This is a genomic window from Morganella sp. B601 (assembly GCF_051172335.1).
In the GTDB taxonomy this organism is placed as follows: domain Bacteria; phylum Pseudomonadota; class Gammaproteobacteria; order Enterobacterales; family Enterobacteriaceae; genus Morganella; species Morganella morganii.
In genome coordinates, this window is the sequence record NZ_JBPIZE010000004.1 from 201,454 (window position 1) to 216,438 (window position 14,985).

Consider the following 14,985-nt stretch of genomic DNA (forward strand, 5'->3'; position numbering starts at 1 on the left):
TATGGCTTATATTCTCTCATTCCTGACTGAGATATTCAGTCAGCCTGCCTTTCTTATGGGGATTATCTCCCTGGTGGGGTTACTGGCATTACGGTCACCGGTCAATAAATTATTAACCGGGACATTAAAACCGATCCTCGGTTATTTAATGCTGAGTGCAGGTGCCGGTGTTATCGTGGCAAACCTGAATCCGCTCGGTGGTATTATTGAAGCCGGTTTTAATATCCGGGGTGTTATTCCGAATAACGAAGCGATTGTTTCTGTTGCCCAGAAATTACTGGGTGTGGAAACAATGAGTATTTTATTGCTCGGATTTATTTTCAACCTGGCAATTGCCCGTTTCACCAAATATAAATATATCTTTTTAACCGGTCACCACTCTTTCTTTTTAGCCTGTTTATTCTCGGCGGTATTACAGGCCGCGAATTTCAAAGGCTGGGAAATGGTTATTATCGGCGGTTTCCTGCTGGGTGCATGGTCAGCCATTTCACCGGCAATCGGACAGCGTTATACCAAGCGCGTAACCGAAGATGGCGGTATTGCCATGGGGCACTTTGGTTCCCTCGGTTATTACCTGTCTGCCTGGATTGCGGCGAAAGTCGGTAAAGCGGAAAACTCATTTGCGGATACTGAAATCTCCGAAAAATGGGGCTTCCTGCGCGATACCACAGTAACGACCGGTATTGTGATGGTCGTGATTTATCTGGTGTGCAGCATTGTTGCCGGTTCAGCTTATATCAGCACCATCACTGAGCAGAATATGGTGATCTTCTCCATCCTGACCGGTCTGCAGTTCGCGGTGGGTGTGGCGATTGTCTACAGCGGTGTGCGTTTAATCCTGGGTGACCTGGTACCTGCGTTCCAGGGTATCAGCCAGAAACTGATCCCGAACTCGATTCCGGCGGTTGACTGTGCTGTCTTCTTTACCTTCAGCCCGACTGCGGTGGTAATAGGTTTTATCAGCTCCTTTATCGGCGGCCTTGTCGGCATGCTGATGCTGGGCGGTCTGGGTATGGCGCTGATTATCCCGGGCATGGTGCCGCACTTCTTCTGCGGCGGTACATCCGGTGTATTCGCAGACAAACTGGGCGGCAAAAAGGGCTGTATTATCGCCTCCTTTATCGGCGGTATTTTCCTCGCATTCTTACCGGCCATGCTGTTACCGGCGCTGGGCAACCTGGGCTTTGAAAACAGTACCTTTGCAGACTTTGACTTCGCGGTGTGGGGCATTGTTATCGGTGAAGCCTTTACCCACTTCGGTCAGATTGCGATTTACCTGATTTGTTTTGTTCTGGTTCTGGCATTACTGGCGCCGTTTGCCTTTAAATCAGTCAAAGTGGTGGGGGATACCCTGAGCTATGACGAATTAATGGAAAAAGACCGCGCACATAAGTAAATATGATACTGACGAAAGGTTTTAAGGAGTTGTTATGGCAGTAATTTCTGTCGGTTTATCCTGCTTCGACCAGTTCTTCTTTCTTAACCGCTGGCCGGAGGAGAATACCAAAAATTTCTCCGGCGATTTTATTGAAAGCGGCGGCGGACCCTGTGCCAATGCGGCATGGTTACTGGGATTGTGGGGAGAGGATATTTATTTTACCGGACATCTCAACCACGATATCTACGGTCAGAAAATTATTGATGAGTTTCATGATGTGGGTGTGAATACCGATTACGTTATTTTTAACGATGAAATGATCACACCGCTGGCATCTGTATTAGTGAATCAGTTAAATGGTTCCCGGACAATTATTACGCGCAAGCTGGTCTCTCCGCCGCGTATGACATTTGAAGAGAAACTGAAAATTGATGAGCTGATTGCCCGCCTGACACAGGAGGATAAAGGGGAAGTCATCACGGTATTAATTGATGGTCATGAACCGGAGCTGAGTGAATATATTCTGACCCGTCTGCCTGATGCCCGCGTCGTGATGGACGCGGGGTCACTGCGGGAAAGCAATTTAAATCTGGCGAAATATACCGATTATCTGGTCGCCAGTGAAAACTTTGCCCGTGATCTGATTGAGATTGATAAATTCACCACCGATATTCAGTTAAAAACGGCATTAACAGAACTGAATAAACTGGCCCGGGGTGAGGCATTTATTACGCTGGGTGAGAAAGGCTGTGCGTATCTGCAAAACGGAATGCTGACAATATCACCAGCATTTATCTGTAATGCGATTGATACAACCGGTGCCGGTGATATATTCCACGGTGCATTTACGTACGGGGTTCATTATAACTGGCATATTGAGAATATTATTTTATTTGCCAGTCTGTCAGCCGCTATCTCAATTGAGAAAAAAGGGGTGCGCGAATCAATGCCGGATTTGGCGGATGTCCATAATGCGGTGAATAAATACGAAAGAAATCTGAAACACTATTTTGATTAAATTCTGATTTTGATTAATTCTGGTTTTTGATTAAATTCCAGTTATACGCCAACAAGGGGAAATCCGATGTTAGTTTCGATGGAGAATATGCTCAATCGTGCCTTTGCACGCCAGTACGCCGTCGGCCAGTTTAATATTAATAACCTGGAATGGACCGGAACGGTATTAAAAGTTGCACAGCAACTGCGTTCCCCGGTTATTTTAGGTGTCTCCGGCGGAACCATAAAACATATGCTCGGGCTCAAATGTATTCACGATATTGTGGTGAATGCGATGGAGTTTCTGGAAATAGATGTGCCGGTGGCGCTGCATTTGGATCACGGTCAGTCTTATGAAGCCTGTGAAGCGGCAATTAAAGCCGGTTTCAGCTCCGTGATGTTCGACGGATCACATATGCCGTTTGCCGAAAACCTGGCAATCACCAAACGTCTGGTGACTTACGCGCACCGCCGTGGTGTGTCTGTGGAAGCAGAGCTGGGTACCATCGCGGGCAGTGAGGACGGAATTGTGAATTCTCACGTGATTTATGCGGACCCGGCAGAGTGTCAGAAGCTGGTGGAAGAAACCGGGGTGGATTGTCTGGCGGCGGCGCTCGGCTCGACTCACGGGCTGTATAAAGGCAAGGCGAAGCTCGGTTTTGCGGAAATGCAGCATATCGCGCAACTGGTGAAAGTGCCGCTGGTACTGCACGGCGGAACCGGTATTTCAGACGAGGATATGAAGAAAGCTATTTCACTCGGTACGGCGAAAATCAACGTTAATACGGAAAATATGTATGCGTGGTGCCTGTCCGTGAAAGAGCAGTTTGAACAGCAGGGCGCGCATGATATCAACGACCCGCGCAAAGTGATTATGAAAGGATTACAGCCGGTCGCTGAGCGGGTGGAAGAGCGGATGCGTCTGTTCGGCTCAGCCGGGCAGTCTCTGTAACCCTGTCAGATCCTGCGGTGGCCGCCGCTCAGGCGGTCACCGGGGATTGGGTCAGATAATCTTTGGCATTATTAATAATCGCTTCTGAAATCCGCTGTAATGTGCCGGATTCCGGCTGGTAACGGTGCCAGTAAAGCTGTTTTTGCTGCACCAGTTCCGGCACCAGATTGATCATCCGTCCGGATTCAAGTTCATGTTTAATCTGATGTTCCGCAATCATACAGCAGGCGGAGTTTTGCAGTACCAGCTGAATATAGGCTTCCGAAGAAGGCACTATATGGCTGTTCAGGCTTCCCGGCGTTAAACGGAAATACTCCTGCAAAAAGATATGGTGCATATCTGACGAGTGGTTAAATGACACCACCGGTGCCCGCAGCAGGGTCTCTTTGGTCACTCCTTTGCTGAAATATTTTTCCGCAAAGGCCGGGCTCGAGACAAAAATATAATCCATCGCCCCCAGATAATCACAGGTTCCGCCGACAGCAGGCAGCGGCTGCATACTGATTGCCCCGACCGCTTCCCCTTTGAGCAGGTAGTCGAGTGTCCGGCTTTCATCATCCACTTTAATATCCAGACGAATGGCGCGGTCATCCAGTATCGGCTTGATAGCGGATAAAAACCAGGTCGCGAGGGAGTCGGCGTTAATGGAGATAGGGATGGTGACCACATGGTTGCCGCTTTCATTATCAAAGGCATCATGCTCAATCAAATCAACATGATACAGAAGGCCCAGCAGCTTTTGTCCGAGTTCGGTCGGTTTCGGCGGCACGGTGCGTGTCAGCAGCAGGGAACCCACCTGATTTTCCAGCTGTTTTACCCGCTGGGACACCGCAGACTGCGTGATAAAGAGTTTCGCTGAGGCTTTCTCGAATCCCTGCTCTTTGATAATCAGATCCAGCAATCTCAGTGATTTATAATCGACATTCTTCATGGAAGCCCTGCGGTGGTGGCGAAAAGTACGGCTATTCTACACGAAAAGGGCGGCGGGAGGAAAAGCGCCGGTACAGAGGCACCGGCGCACAAGCAGAGTCAGTCAATGGTCATAATAATGGATATATTACCGATAAAAGGCCCGGCTTCCACCGGCCCGGTGGTTTCCAGTGTGCTTTTCAGCAGTGCGTTTGCTTCATAATCCCCGCGTACATAAACCGGTACACCACCGCCGGACGAGTTCAGCGGATAGCCGTTCAGTGTCAGTCTGCTGTAGAGATTGTTTTTCAGTCTCAGCCGGGATTCCGTATCACTCACGGAGTAGATCCGGACAGTGGCATCTTTGCTGCATTTCATTCTCAGATACTGGCTGGCCTGATTGCCGTTAATTTCATTATCCGGTATCCGGCCATGATCGAGAATGGCGCTCGGATAGTCAGCCGTAAAACTGCAAATTCCGCCCGGCGGGGGAGCTACGCCGCAGACAGAATCCGGATACATATAACCGTTACCACCGGTCGGGCTGCTGGTTAAAAAGAGGGTCACACATTCGTTACGGATAGCGTCACCTTTGTGATTGGTCTGCCCCTCAAACGGCAGTCCGCCAAAACAGTTATTATAAATATAGTTATAAACAGCTGTGGCATCCGGCAGTGTCATCAGGTTCATATTCCGGCAGCGCCCCTCAAATTCGCTGTTATTACGGGAGGATACCCCACCCCGGTCTGCGTTTGTGTGGCGGTGATTAATATTGGCGTAGCATTTTTTTGTCAGACCGACTTTCACACAAGGATGCACGCTGCCTGCCGGCGGCGGAGTCCAGGCAGTAATCCGGTAGTAATAATCGATATCTGCCGGTTTACCTTCAGAGCGGGTAATATAGCTGTACAGTGTTGCCTGTGCAGGCAGCACAAATAAAAGGAGAGTGGTCAGCACAGTGAGATAACGGAGGATCTTGGTCATACCGGCCTCAGAAATAGTCGATAGTCAGAAACGCGGTGGAATTAAACGCGCCGTACTTAATGGTTTTACCGGTTTTTGCTTTCGGATCAACCTGCAAAAAAGCGGTAAAACGGATGTTGTTCTCACCGTTTCCGGCGATAGTAATGGCGTTGGAAAACTGATTCAGCGGGATCAGCGGAATATTATCTGTCCGCACTCCGATGGCAAACCCGCCTGCGTCACTGGACGGATCCAGCGCCAGATAGGACGGCATATCCGGGGTCCCGGTCCCGGTGAATTTAATCTTAAACCGGTTCATATCCGTGATATCGCAGTCAGACAGGATCAGAGAGAATGATTTGCGGACCTCAACCCCCTCATACAAATCCGGCAGGGAAACATCACTGAAATCCACCACCAGATCTTTATTTTCCGGTAACAGCGTGCAGGGGTCATTGTACAGTTCGCCGATCACGCGCAGGTTATCGGCGGCATGTCCCGCCGGAATAAAGGCAGCGGTGAATATCAGTGCAGCGCTGAATAACAGACTGAAATCAGCAGGGTGGTTCATCAGAAATACTCCATTGTCACAGTGCCGGTGCCGCTGAAGGAGCCGGGCGTGACTTCCCCGTCCGGGTTTTTGGTCAGCACAATGGTCAATGTCAGATGGTGGCTGTTCACCAGCTGTGCCTTGCCCAAATTCAGTCTTACCCCGGCGAGTTCAATATTAAAGCCCAGGTTGTTCTGGTTGGTTTTCACCAGTTTGTTATTGAACTGTGCCCGCGGCCCGTCAACGGTGAGGAAATATTTGAAATTCTCTGAGTCCTGCTCACAGACAAAGGGGATATCCACATCTCTGCGGATATCTGATTTTTCCAGCGTTTTTATCTGGATGCGCTGAAAATCGACCAGGATTTCCTCGTTGTTATTCACTTTACAGGGCGGTGGCGGCTGAAGCTTTCCGGTGATCCGGATATTGGCGGAACTGTGTGCTACCCCTGTACCGGCATACACCGGCAGAGCAAAACAGGACAGCATCAGGGCTGTGATTAAATGTCGCATCACAATTCCTTATTCATAATCGATATGGATGGTGGCCGTGGCATTGAATTCACCGGCAGGCAGTTTCACCGACGGTTTTTTTGCCAGAATCACCATAATTTCGGGTTGTACCGGATACTGAATGGTCATCTTTTCATTCAGCGGCATCAGTTTGTTATCTGCCAGGAATTTCACCGCGAGGTCACTGACGCTGGTGGAAAGATAGCGCGAATCGACGGAGGATGAGGTGCCGGTGATATACAGCTTCATGGCCCGGGCGCGGTTATCCTGGCACTCGATCCGGTAATCCAGTTTTTCACGGTAATTATCGTTGTCTATCCGGGTGGTGGTGACATCTTTGAAATCAATCAGGATATTATTGCCCTGATTAATTTTGCAGGGCGCGATAAATATCTCCCCCCGGACATACACATCGATATAAGTGTAAGAACCGCCGGAGACCATCAGCGGCAGGCACAACAGTGCCGCGCAGCCGGTACGGAAAAGCATGGTCAGTGTCATCGGCGGTTCCTCCTGTTAATTATTTACTGTCTGACTGCACGGTACAGCTGCTGCCGGCACAGCTGAATTTCAGTGGTTTGGTATCACCGTAGTCATTGACGTAATAAACAACCGGCGCATTACCCAGCGCCGGAGCACTGAAAGACGCGGAGGCTTTTGGTGATACCATCACCGGCTCAAATTTCACTTCTTTTCCGCCGGTGGCATCCAGACGGGTAACTGAAAGATGGTACGGCGTGGTGTTTTCAATGGTGTACTGCCCGCCGTTCTGCGACAGACGGATGCCATCCGCACCGGCGATTTTTTCCATCCGCTCCTGAACCTGAATCGCTTTCGGGCGGTAGAACAGTTTGATCTTGGTTTGCAGGGCAATCTGCAGCACGTTACTTTTCTCAACGGCCGGCGGAATTTCACGGACATTCAGATAAAAGACCGATTCGCGGTCAGCCGGTAATGAGGCGGCTTCCGGAGAGAGCTGCACTTTAATCTGGCTTTTGCGGTCAGGCTCAATCCGCTGCACCGGCGGAGTGACAAATACCGGTGATGTGATTTTCTGCCCGGTACTGTTCTCAATCCAGGACTGCGCCAGATACGGTTTGCTGAGGTGCTCATTGGTGACCGTCAGCGGCACAGCTTTATCACCTTCGTTATAAATAACACGGGTTCTGTCGAGTGCGATGGCGGCTCCGGCGGTTACCGGAATGGCGGCCAGGGTAGTCAGTGCGGCGCAGAATAAGGTGGTCACTTTTCTCATGTTAAGGTTCCTTACGGATTCATCTGTTAATTCTGTAAAATACATACCGGTGCCGCCGGATTTACTGGCATGGCAGCAGCATATTAAACTGAACGTTATCATCCTTTGTTTCCGGGATCCGGACAGTACATTGTGTCTGCCCGTTCCAGGCTACAGTCAGCTTCTGGCCCGGTTGTATCCCGGTCAGATAAGCCGATCCGTTATCGGCCACAATGCCGATCTCCGCATTTTTGTCATTCATGACAGAGGCGCCGAATGGCGGATGAGTATTATCATTCATAGCAATAATACCCATGATTTTATAGCCTTCGACAACATTAAATTTCCGGTAACCGATCGCGCCGGAGGTCAGTGTTGCCTGCTGCACGGATGTCAGGGCTTCGGCATTATCCGGCATGGCATCGAGATCAAGAGACAGCTGGCCGCGTGAGTAGGCCGTCGCGGTCGGGATAATCGCTTTCCCGAAGGCGTTGCTCCGCACCGCTTTGCCGGTACCGCGCACATCAATGTCCGGTGTGCCGCTGGTATCCACCAGAATGCGCGGTGCCATACTGTTGCCGCTGCGGTGGAATGCCGCACCTTCACGGGTCAGGGTAAAGCCGCCGCGTGACTGACCGGATACCGTAAGAACGTTATCCTGAATATAGGTTCCGCTCAGTGAAAGGTAGTTATTTCCCCCTTCATTGGTATAGAAACCGGCCAGGTTGACTTTGCCGTCGCCTTCACCGGCAGACAGTGAATAGTTACTCGAGTTATCAATATCGGTGTAATAGTTAACGTTATTACTGTGAGAGTTCTTATTGTAACTACCGCTGTAGCTGAACATGCCTTTATTGTCACCGAGCGGAACAGAGAGGCTGGCGTAGATGCCGTTATCTTTCGTTGAATCCGATTCTGTCCGGTAGGCTGACATACTCATGCTGAGGTTCTTTTTCTCTCCCCAGTCAAAGTTGCGGGAGAGGGTCATGCTGTAGTTATTGATGCTCGCTTTATTCCAGAATGTCTGATGGCTGTAGTTCAGATAGACGTTTATGCGCAGAGACGGGAACACCTTGTTAAAGATGATGTTATACATCTCTTTGCTGTTGTCGGTATTACCGCCGCGGTAACGCAGATCGACAAACTGGTTCATGGTCATGTAATCCCGCTCTGAGAAGCGGTAACCGGCGAAGGTCAGCTGACTGTTAATGGCATCGAATTCCTTGGAATAGGTGATGCTGTAAGAGCCGCCGGTTTTATTCTGTTTATCTGCAAAATCACCCATGTTTGCCCGGGAGTAGGAGACTTTTGCGGAAAATACCCCGAACGGTGCGATATCCCGGCCTATCCCGACAGATACGTTCTGGTAATCCGTTGCCGCCAGTACCCCGCCGAACAGCGTGGTGTTGTTGCTCATTCCCCAGGAGAAACTCCCTGTACCGAATTCCGGGCCTTCGGTTTTGTGATCGTCTGACAGCGGTTTACCGGCCGCCAGTTTAAACAGGAACTGGCCGGGGCGGGTCAGCATCGACAGGCGGGATGTTTCGATGGTGAAATGCTGTTCGCTGCCATCCTGCTCTTTAATAGTGACATTCAGCGTACCGTCGCCGATGTAGTTCATATCACGGATACGGAACGGTCCTTTACTGACCTGCTCCTGATAAATGATACGTTCACCCTGGCGGATGATCACGGTGGCGTTGGTGCGGGCAACCCCGGCGACTTCCGGCGCATAACCGCGCAGCAGCGGCGGGAACATATTTTCATCTGTTTCCATGCTCAGGCCGATGTAGCGGAAGCTTTCAAACAGTTCGGAGGTCAGATACTGTTCACCGAACATCAGACGGGCGCTGAGATCCCGGAGTGCCCGGTAAGCGTAGATCTGGTTCCAGCGCCAGCGTTTTGAGTGTTCCGCGCTGTCGCCGCCGGTCGCCTGCCATTCCGCACGCACACGCCATGCACCGAGGTTAACGCCGGTATCACCGTAGCTGACTACATCCGTCTTGCTGCTTTTATCGTTATCACTGCCCGGCTGGTATTTGCTGTGCGTGGCGGTGGCGTTATAGTCGAATAAAAATCCGGCTATACCGTCATCCCATCGCTCCGGCGGATCCCATGACGGATCGCTGTAGACCATATAGGCCTGAGGGATCCGGATATTGAGTTTATTATCCGCAATATCACCCGTTGCCTGCATATCAGGAATGGTACGGATATCAAGGCACTGCAATTTATCCTGTGCTGTCCAGCTGACTTTATTCTGCCACTCTTCTTTCATGGCAAGTTGTGCAAATAATTCAGGAGTAATACAGGGGACTGTTATTTCCGGATCATATTCAGGGATATAAAAAAGGATATTTTCATCACTGGTAATAACACTATTATTAAGTTTAGTGGCCAGAAGATAAGTACCCGGCATAACATAATTAGCCCGGCTGAATTTTGAAAAATCAATTTCCTGACTGTCTGAGTCTAAAAATGATGTATTAAAGTTAACGGCTTCTTCAGCAAATGCGGCATTTATCTGAATAGCTGCAACCACAGAAGCTGTAAATATTTTAATTGTTGTTCTGAGCTTCATGAGATATATCAGTCACCGCTAATCTATTATGCAGTGGCGGGAGCTGTCCTTGCAGACCACTGCATATATTAAAAAGAACTATTCAGTAACTATCCTGTTATTGATAGAAAATCTGGAAGTTAACCGGGGTATCGAAGTGACCGGTAGTAGCCTGTTCACCGGCAACTGCAGACTGGTTACCTTTCACATACGCTGCAAAGTTCAGCGGAGTGATTTGATCACGGCCACCGTTCAGGGTGTATTTTTCGGCAGGGAAACGTGAACCCAGTTCGATAGCTTTACCGCCGCTGTCTGTCAGTGCGATACCGGCATTCTGGATTGAACCCAGACCAACATATTTGGATGTTGCAGTACCGTCTTTCAGTTCAACTGTTGGTGCAGTGAATTGAATCTGCGCAGTTTTATACGTGGTGGTATCACAGTTTTTCAGTTCGATATTGAATGTTTTGCTATCTGTACGGTAAGTGCCGGTAGTCAGTTCGTTACGGCTGATTTCACCGAAATCCACTGTCTGATCCAGGAATTTACTGTCGATAGAGCAAGGCACGTTATTAATGAAGCCTTTAAAATGCACGGTACCGAGACTGCTTTTTACTTCTGGTGGTTGCACAGGATCTTCTGCCATAGCAGTACCCGCAGCAAATAAAGATCCCAGAACTACTGAGAGTAATACTTTCTGAAGTTTCATGTTATTTCCTTTATCAGGGATATTCGTCAATATTTAAGAATAATCTGTTTTATTTATATTATTAAATAAATAATCCAGTGAGGCTCAAGTCGGGATAATTTAATAATAATTCTGAGCAATATTCTTTGAATGCCGCAGTATTATCATAATTGTTTATTAGAGTGTCAATTGTCATGTAAATACTGCTATTTTTTATATCGCGATAACATTTAAATTTAAATATTATTACCCGGGTAAGAAATGAAATTATATATTGCATATGAACAAAACTCTTTCACGGAAACTGACTAAAAAATAGCGGATTGTTTGGTGTCATTTCCTGTTTGCTTTTTTCATATTTCACATTAAGTCATATTTATAGTGATTAAATGTAATTAGTTAACTAATGGTCATGCATTTAACCACTAATCCCAATCTTAATATGCTCATCACAGGACATAATCACTATTTACAAAAAGTGTTTGATTTGAATCATATACAAAAGTGATTAGTTTTATTGTTTAGTTTTATCGCAATAATTAATTAGGGAGAAAAATGGATTACAGCCGAAAATAAATAATGCAGTTTTATTTATAATTATAGCAACGGTGATGTCAGTCACACGACATGCTTATCTTAAGATGCAAGGCATTATCCGTGGTTTCAGATATTGCGGCTTGTATCACAGTTAAGAAATTTTTATTTATTATCCGCAGTGTTTACATACGGGTATACTCTGATACCGATGTATTTTTTAAGTAATTATGCGTGAGCGAATGCTAAATATTTCTGAGACCTGATGAAACAGATTTACGGACAGAAAAAAAATCCACAATCCGGTAACAATTAAGCAACGTAATGAGGCGCTCAGCGATCAATTCTGCTGTGTTTACCGGGGTTTTCTGTGTTTGTGTGAAAAATAGCCTGCCGGAGGTATACCGGCGGATGAAAGCCGTTCAGTGCAACGCAGTTTTCCGGATTTCTGTGCTGAGGGCCGGGTTAATAGTCAATATTGTGACCTGTGTCCATATTGATAAAATAGTGTGATCTGCATCTGATTTATTCATGTTATCCGTTACAATGGCGATTTTTTACTGCCAGTCAAATATTTTGCCATAACGGTGATTGGAAGGTGTAATAAGATGTTCATCCCGGTAGCACCTGAATAAATTCAGTATTAAAACGGGGTTTTCATCATTATATAAAATCATTCTCATTAAAATCAGCGGGCCGGAAAATTAAAAAAACAGGAGCCGCTTCACATTATTGACTTATTTGAATATTACTCTTTTTATTTTAATAAAAACCAATATCACTTATCGAATAATGTTTTTTACAAAATCATAGCATTTTATATCATATTGAAATTCAAAGAATTATTTATTAATTAGTAACCCGAAATAAGTAGCTGAGACAGGGTTAATCAATAAATATTAATTTATTAATTTATGACATGCCCAAAAGGCATGGCTGAGGAATTTTCGGAATATTGTCAGGAAAACAGTCCCGCAGGTAGTATGAATATGGAAAGGGTACGTTTTTTATATAAATACACACGAGTAATTCTCAATAACAATTCCTATAAAGGTAACACTATGGATATATTAAAAGATAGTAAGTTGCTTTTGGTTAGCTTATTTATCATTCTTCTTGCGGAAGCGATAGGGCAAATTAAAATCAGTCTGGTGATGGTTTTTCCGATGCTCTACTCCATGCTGATGGGTGGTATTATCAGCTTTCCGAAATTTAAAATCCTCAACGAAAAGAACATGGCGCATGCGACCTCTATCATGAGTGTGGCACTGGTGATCCTGATCGCCAAGCTGAGTACTTCCGTCGGGGCCTCCTGGGAAAAAATCATTCAGGCCGGTGGTGCGCTGGTTCTGCAGGAAGTGGGCCACTTTATCGGTACCATCATGCTGGGTCTGCCGCTGGCGATTATGTTAGGTATGGGCCGTGAAGCGGTCGGTGCCACCTATTCTGTCGGCCGTGAGCCGAACATCGCCATCATCGAAGCCAAATACGGCTTAAGTTCACCGGAAGGCCGCGGTGTCATGGCAATGTATATCTGCGGTACGCTGTACGGTGCTGTCTGGATGGGGATCCTCGCGAGTGTGATCGCCGGTCTGGACATTCTCAGTCCGCTTGCCCTGGCAATGGGTGCGGGTGTCGGCAGCGGCTCGATGCTGGCGGCAGCGGTTGCCCCTCTGCTGGAACTCTATCCTGACCAGGCTGCGGATATTCAGGCGTTCTCGTCTTCCGCGAACCTGATGTCTTCTGTGTTAGGTCTGTACATCTATATTTTCTTCTCCTTACCGTTTGCGTCTTATCTGTACAACAAACTGAAAAGAAAACGTGCAACGGCGTCTGCGGATACTGAATAAGGATAACTAATCATGAAAAAGATGACAGAAATAGCCATAATCCTGGTTCTGGTGGTGTTCTTTACCGCGCTCGGCGATGCAGTCGGCGGGTCAATGTACGGCCGTGGCGAGTTCGGACAGGTGTTCAGCGATACACTGCTGGCGATGACACTGCTGGGCGGTATGTCCTTCGCGGCATACCTGATCGCGATGATCCCGCCGTTAGGCAAACTGCCGGTGATCTTCTGGGTTTCCCTGATCGCCGCCGGTCTGTGTTCACCGCTGTTCCCGTATGACAAAGAAATGATTGCCATGACCGGTAAAGTCTCTATCGCGGTTATCAGTACCACAGTACTGGCCTTCGCGGGTCTTTCACTGGGTAAAGATATCGATAAATTCAAAGCGATTTCATGGCGCATTATCCCGGTGTCACTGGCGGTATTCTCCGGGACATTCTTATTTGCCGCACTTATCGGCCAACTGACGCTCACATGGAGTGGCGTTATCTGATCAGAGGGGAATACTCAGCATGACAATGACCAAAGAACAACTGAAAGCCAAAGTCTGCGAAGCGATTGCCGCCCGCAAGGGTGACATTAAAAAACTGGCAGAGAATATCTGGGCAGAGCCGGAGCTGGGTTATAAAGAGACCCGCACAGCGAAGAAGGTCGAAGCGGCATTTGATTCTCTGGGTGTCAGCTACCGTAATCAGCTGGCGCTCACCGGGGTCAAAGCCCGCCTGAAAGGCGGAAAAGGCAGTAAACGCAGTGTCGCGGTAATCGGTGAGCTGGATGCCATTATCTGTGCTGAACACCCTGATGCGGATGACCAGACCGGCGCGGCACACTGCTGCGGTCACAATGCGCAGATCGCCAATATGATGGCGGTCACCATGGGGCTGGTGGATTCCGGGGCGATGGAATATCTGGCGGGGGACGTGGTGCCCTTCGCCGTTCCGGCCGAGGAATATGTGGAACTCGCGTACCGCAACAAGCTTATCGAACAGGGTAAAATCAGTTATATCGGCGGTAAGCCGGAGCTGATTTCCCTCGGTGAGTTTGATGATGTGGATATGGCGATGCAAATCCACCTGACCAGCGTCAAACCGGAGCGTGACAACGGATTTATTGAAATCTCCACCACCACCAACGGCTTTATCGGCAAGCTGATTAATTACAAAGGCAAACCGGCACATGCTGCGGCGGCACCGCATATGGGGATTAACGCCCTGAATGCGGCAATGATGGGTATCATGGGTGTGAATGCTATCCGTGAAACCTTTCAGGAGAAGGATTATATCCGTTTCCACCCGATCATCACCCAGGGCGGTGATCTGGTGAACGTGACCCCGAGTGATGTGCGCATGGAAAGTTATGTCCGTGCCTCAAACGTACCGGCGATGATCGATGCCAACGAGCGTATTACCCGTGCGCTGGTGGCCGGTGCCATGTCTGTCGGTGCCGAAGTGGAAGTGAAAGATTTACCGGGCTATCTGCCGCTGTACAACAATGACGTACTGAATGATCTGTTACAGCAGAATGCGGAAGGTCTGATTGGTGATGAAAATGTCTGGGTTGCCGAGCATATGACCGGCAGTACTGACACCGGGGATCTGTCCCACATCATGCCGGTCAGCCATCCGTGGATTGGTTCAGTGCGCGGCGGGTTGCACGGCAAAGATTATGTCGTTTTTGATGACGATATGGCCTATATCCGCCCGGCTCAGATGATGGCAATGACAATTATTGATTTGCTGTTTGATGATGCCGCCGGTGCGGAAGCTCTGATGGCGGAATATAAGCCGCTGATGAGTAAAGAAGAGTACCTCTCGTTTATCAGTTCCTTTAAGAACTGATCATCCCCCTGAAGGCCCGGAAACG

Annotated in this window: 14 protein-coding genes; 6 read left to right on the forward strand and 8 right to left on the reverse strand. The window is 48.2% G+C overall.

Going from position 1 to position 14,985, the window contains the following annotated elements; all coding sequences use genetic code 11:
• Nucleotide 1: 1 nt before the first annotated feature.
• The 3 genes from ACSBQN_RS12530 (at nucleotide 2) to fba (ending at nucleotide 3,326) form a co-directional block, all read left to right on the forward strand.
• Nucleotides 2-1,396, forward strand: a complete 1,395-nt coding sequence (locus ACSBQN_RS12530; RefSeq protein WP_004234688.1) for a PTS ascorbate transporter subunit IIC — start codon at nucleotides 2-4, stop codon at nucleotides 1,394-1,396.
• Between the two features lie 34 nt (nucleotides 1,397-1,430).
• The gene (locus ACSBQN_RS12535; protein WP_024474323.1) at nucleotides 1,431-2,396 is read left to right on the forward strand and encodes a carbohydrate kinase family protein; all 966 of its coding nucleotides are present in this window, start codon (nucleotides 1,431-1,433) and stop codon (nucleotides 2,394-2,396) included.
• Nucleotides 2,397-2,462: 66 nt separating this feature from the next.
• Nucleotides 2,463-3,326, forward strand: a complete 864-nt coding sequence (gene fba / locus ACSBQN_RS12540) for a class II fructose-1,6-bisphosphate aldolase (RefSeq protein WP_004241136.1) — start codon at nucleotides 2,463-2,465, stop codon at nucleotides 3,324-3,326.
• A 28-nt stretch (nucleotides 3,327-3,354) separates the two neighbouring features.
• Here the strand turns inward: fba and ACSBQN_RS12545 are convergent, their stop codons facing one another.
• The 8 genes from ACSBQN_RS12545 to ACSBQN_RS12580 form a co-directional block, all read right to left on the reverse strand.
• Nucleotides 3,355-4,257 (reverse strand): LysR family transcriptional regulator ArgP, encoded by a 903-nt coding sequence (locus ACSBQN_RS12545; protein ID WP_004234693.1) that lies wholly within the window; start codon nucleotides 4,255-4,257, stop codon nucleotides 3,355-3,357.
• 98 nt (nucleotides 4,258-4,355) lie between these two features.
• Entirely contained in the window at nucleotides 4,356-5,219 is an 864-nt protein-coding gene (locus tag ACSBQN_RS12550; RefSeq protein WP_036410145.1) for an MrpH family fimbial adhesin, read from the reverse strand.
• Between the two features lie 7 nt (nucleotides 5,220-5,226).
• Nucleotides 5,227-5,769 carry a fimbrial protein gene (locus tag ACSBQN_RS12555; protein ID WP_152696593.1) on the reverse strand — a complete coding sequence of 181 codons (543 nt, stop codon included), beginning with the start codon at nucleotides 5,767-5,769 and terminating at the stop codon, nucleotides 5,227-5,229.
• Nucleotides 5,769-6,260 carry a fimbrial protein gene (locus ACSBQN_RS12560; RefSeq protein ID WP_024474326.1) on the reverse strand — a complete coding sequence of 164 codons (492 nt, stop codon included), beginning with the start codon at nucleotides 6,258-6,260 and terminating at the stop codon, nucleotides 5,769-5,771. Before ACSBQN_RS12560 ends, ACSBQN_RS12555 begins: the two co-directional genes overlap by 1 nt.
• Before the next feature lie 9 nt (nucleotides 6,261-6,269).
• The gene (locus tag ACSBQN_RS12565; protein ID WP_024474327.1) at nucleotides 6,270-6,761 is read right to left on the reverse strand and encodes a fimbrial protein; all 492 of its coding nucleotides are present in this window, start codon (nucleotides 6,759-6,761) and stop codon (nucleotides 6,270-6,272) included.
• Nucleotides 6,762-6,780: 19 nt separating this feature from the next.
• A complete protein-coding gene (locus ACSBQN_RS12570) occupies nucleotides 6,781-7,515 on the reverse strand; it encodes a fimbrial biogenesis chaperone (protein WP_004234702.1) in 735 nt (244 codons plus the stop codon).
• Nucleotides 7,516-7,576: 61 nt separating this feature from the next.
• On the reverse strand, nucleotides 7,577-10,075 hold the full coding sequence (locus tag ACSBQN_RS12575) for a fimbria/pilus outer membrane usher protein (RefSeq protein WP_337137134.1): 2,499 nt from the start codon (nucleotides 10,073-10,075) through the stop codon (nucleotides 7,577-7,579).
• 97 nt (nucleotides 10,076-10,172) lie between these two features.
• Nucleotides 10,173-10,763: a fimbrial protein gene (locus ACSBQN_RS12580; protein WP_201893758.1), complete on the reverse strand. Its 591-nt coding sequence runs from the start codon at nucleotides 10,761-10,763 to the stop codon at nucleotides 10,173-10,175.
• 1,574 nt (nucleotides 10,764-12,337) lie between these two features.
• Between ACSBQN_RS12580 and ACSBQN_RS12585 the strand changes: the two genes are divergently transcribed.
• Genes ACSBQN_RS12585 through ACSBQN_RS12595 form a run of 3 tightly spaced genes read left to right on the forward strand, consistent with a single transcriptional unit; the run spans nucleotide 12,338 to nucleotide 14,960 of the window.
• The gene (locus ACSBQN_RS12585; protein ID WP_004241147.1) at nucleotides 12,338-13,126 is read left to right on the forward strand and encodes a DUF3100 domain-containing protein; all 789 of its coding nucleotides are present in this window, start codon (nucleotides 12,338-12,340) and stop codon (nucleotides 13,124-13,126) included.
• Nucleotides 13,127-13,138: 12 nt separating this feature from the next.
• Nucleotides 13,139-13,615, forward strand: coding sequence for a hypothetical protein (locus tag ACSBQN_RS12590; RefSeq protein ID WP_004234713.1), 477 nt, complete (start codon nucleotides 13,139-13,141; stop codon nucleotides 13,613-13,615).
• A 19-nt stretch (nucleotides 13,616-13,634) separates the two neighbouring features.
• Entirely contained in the window at nucleotides 13,635-14,960 is a 1,326-nt protein-coding gene (locus tag ACSBQN_RS12595; RefSeq protein ID WP_072144573.1) for an amidohydrolase, read from the forward strand.
• Nucleotides 14,961-14,985 lie beyond the last annotated feature (25 nt).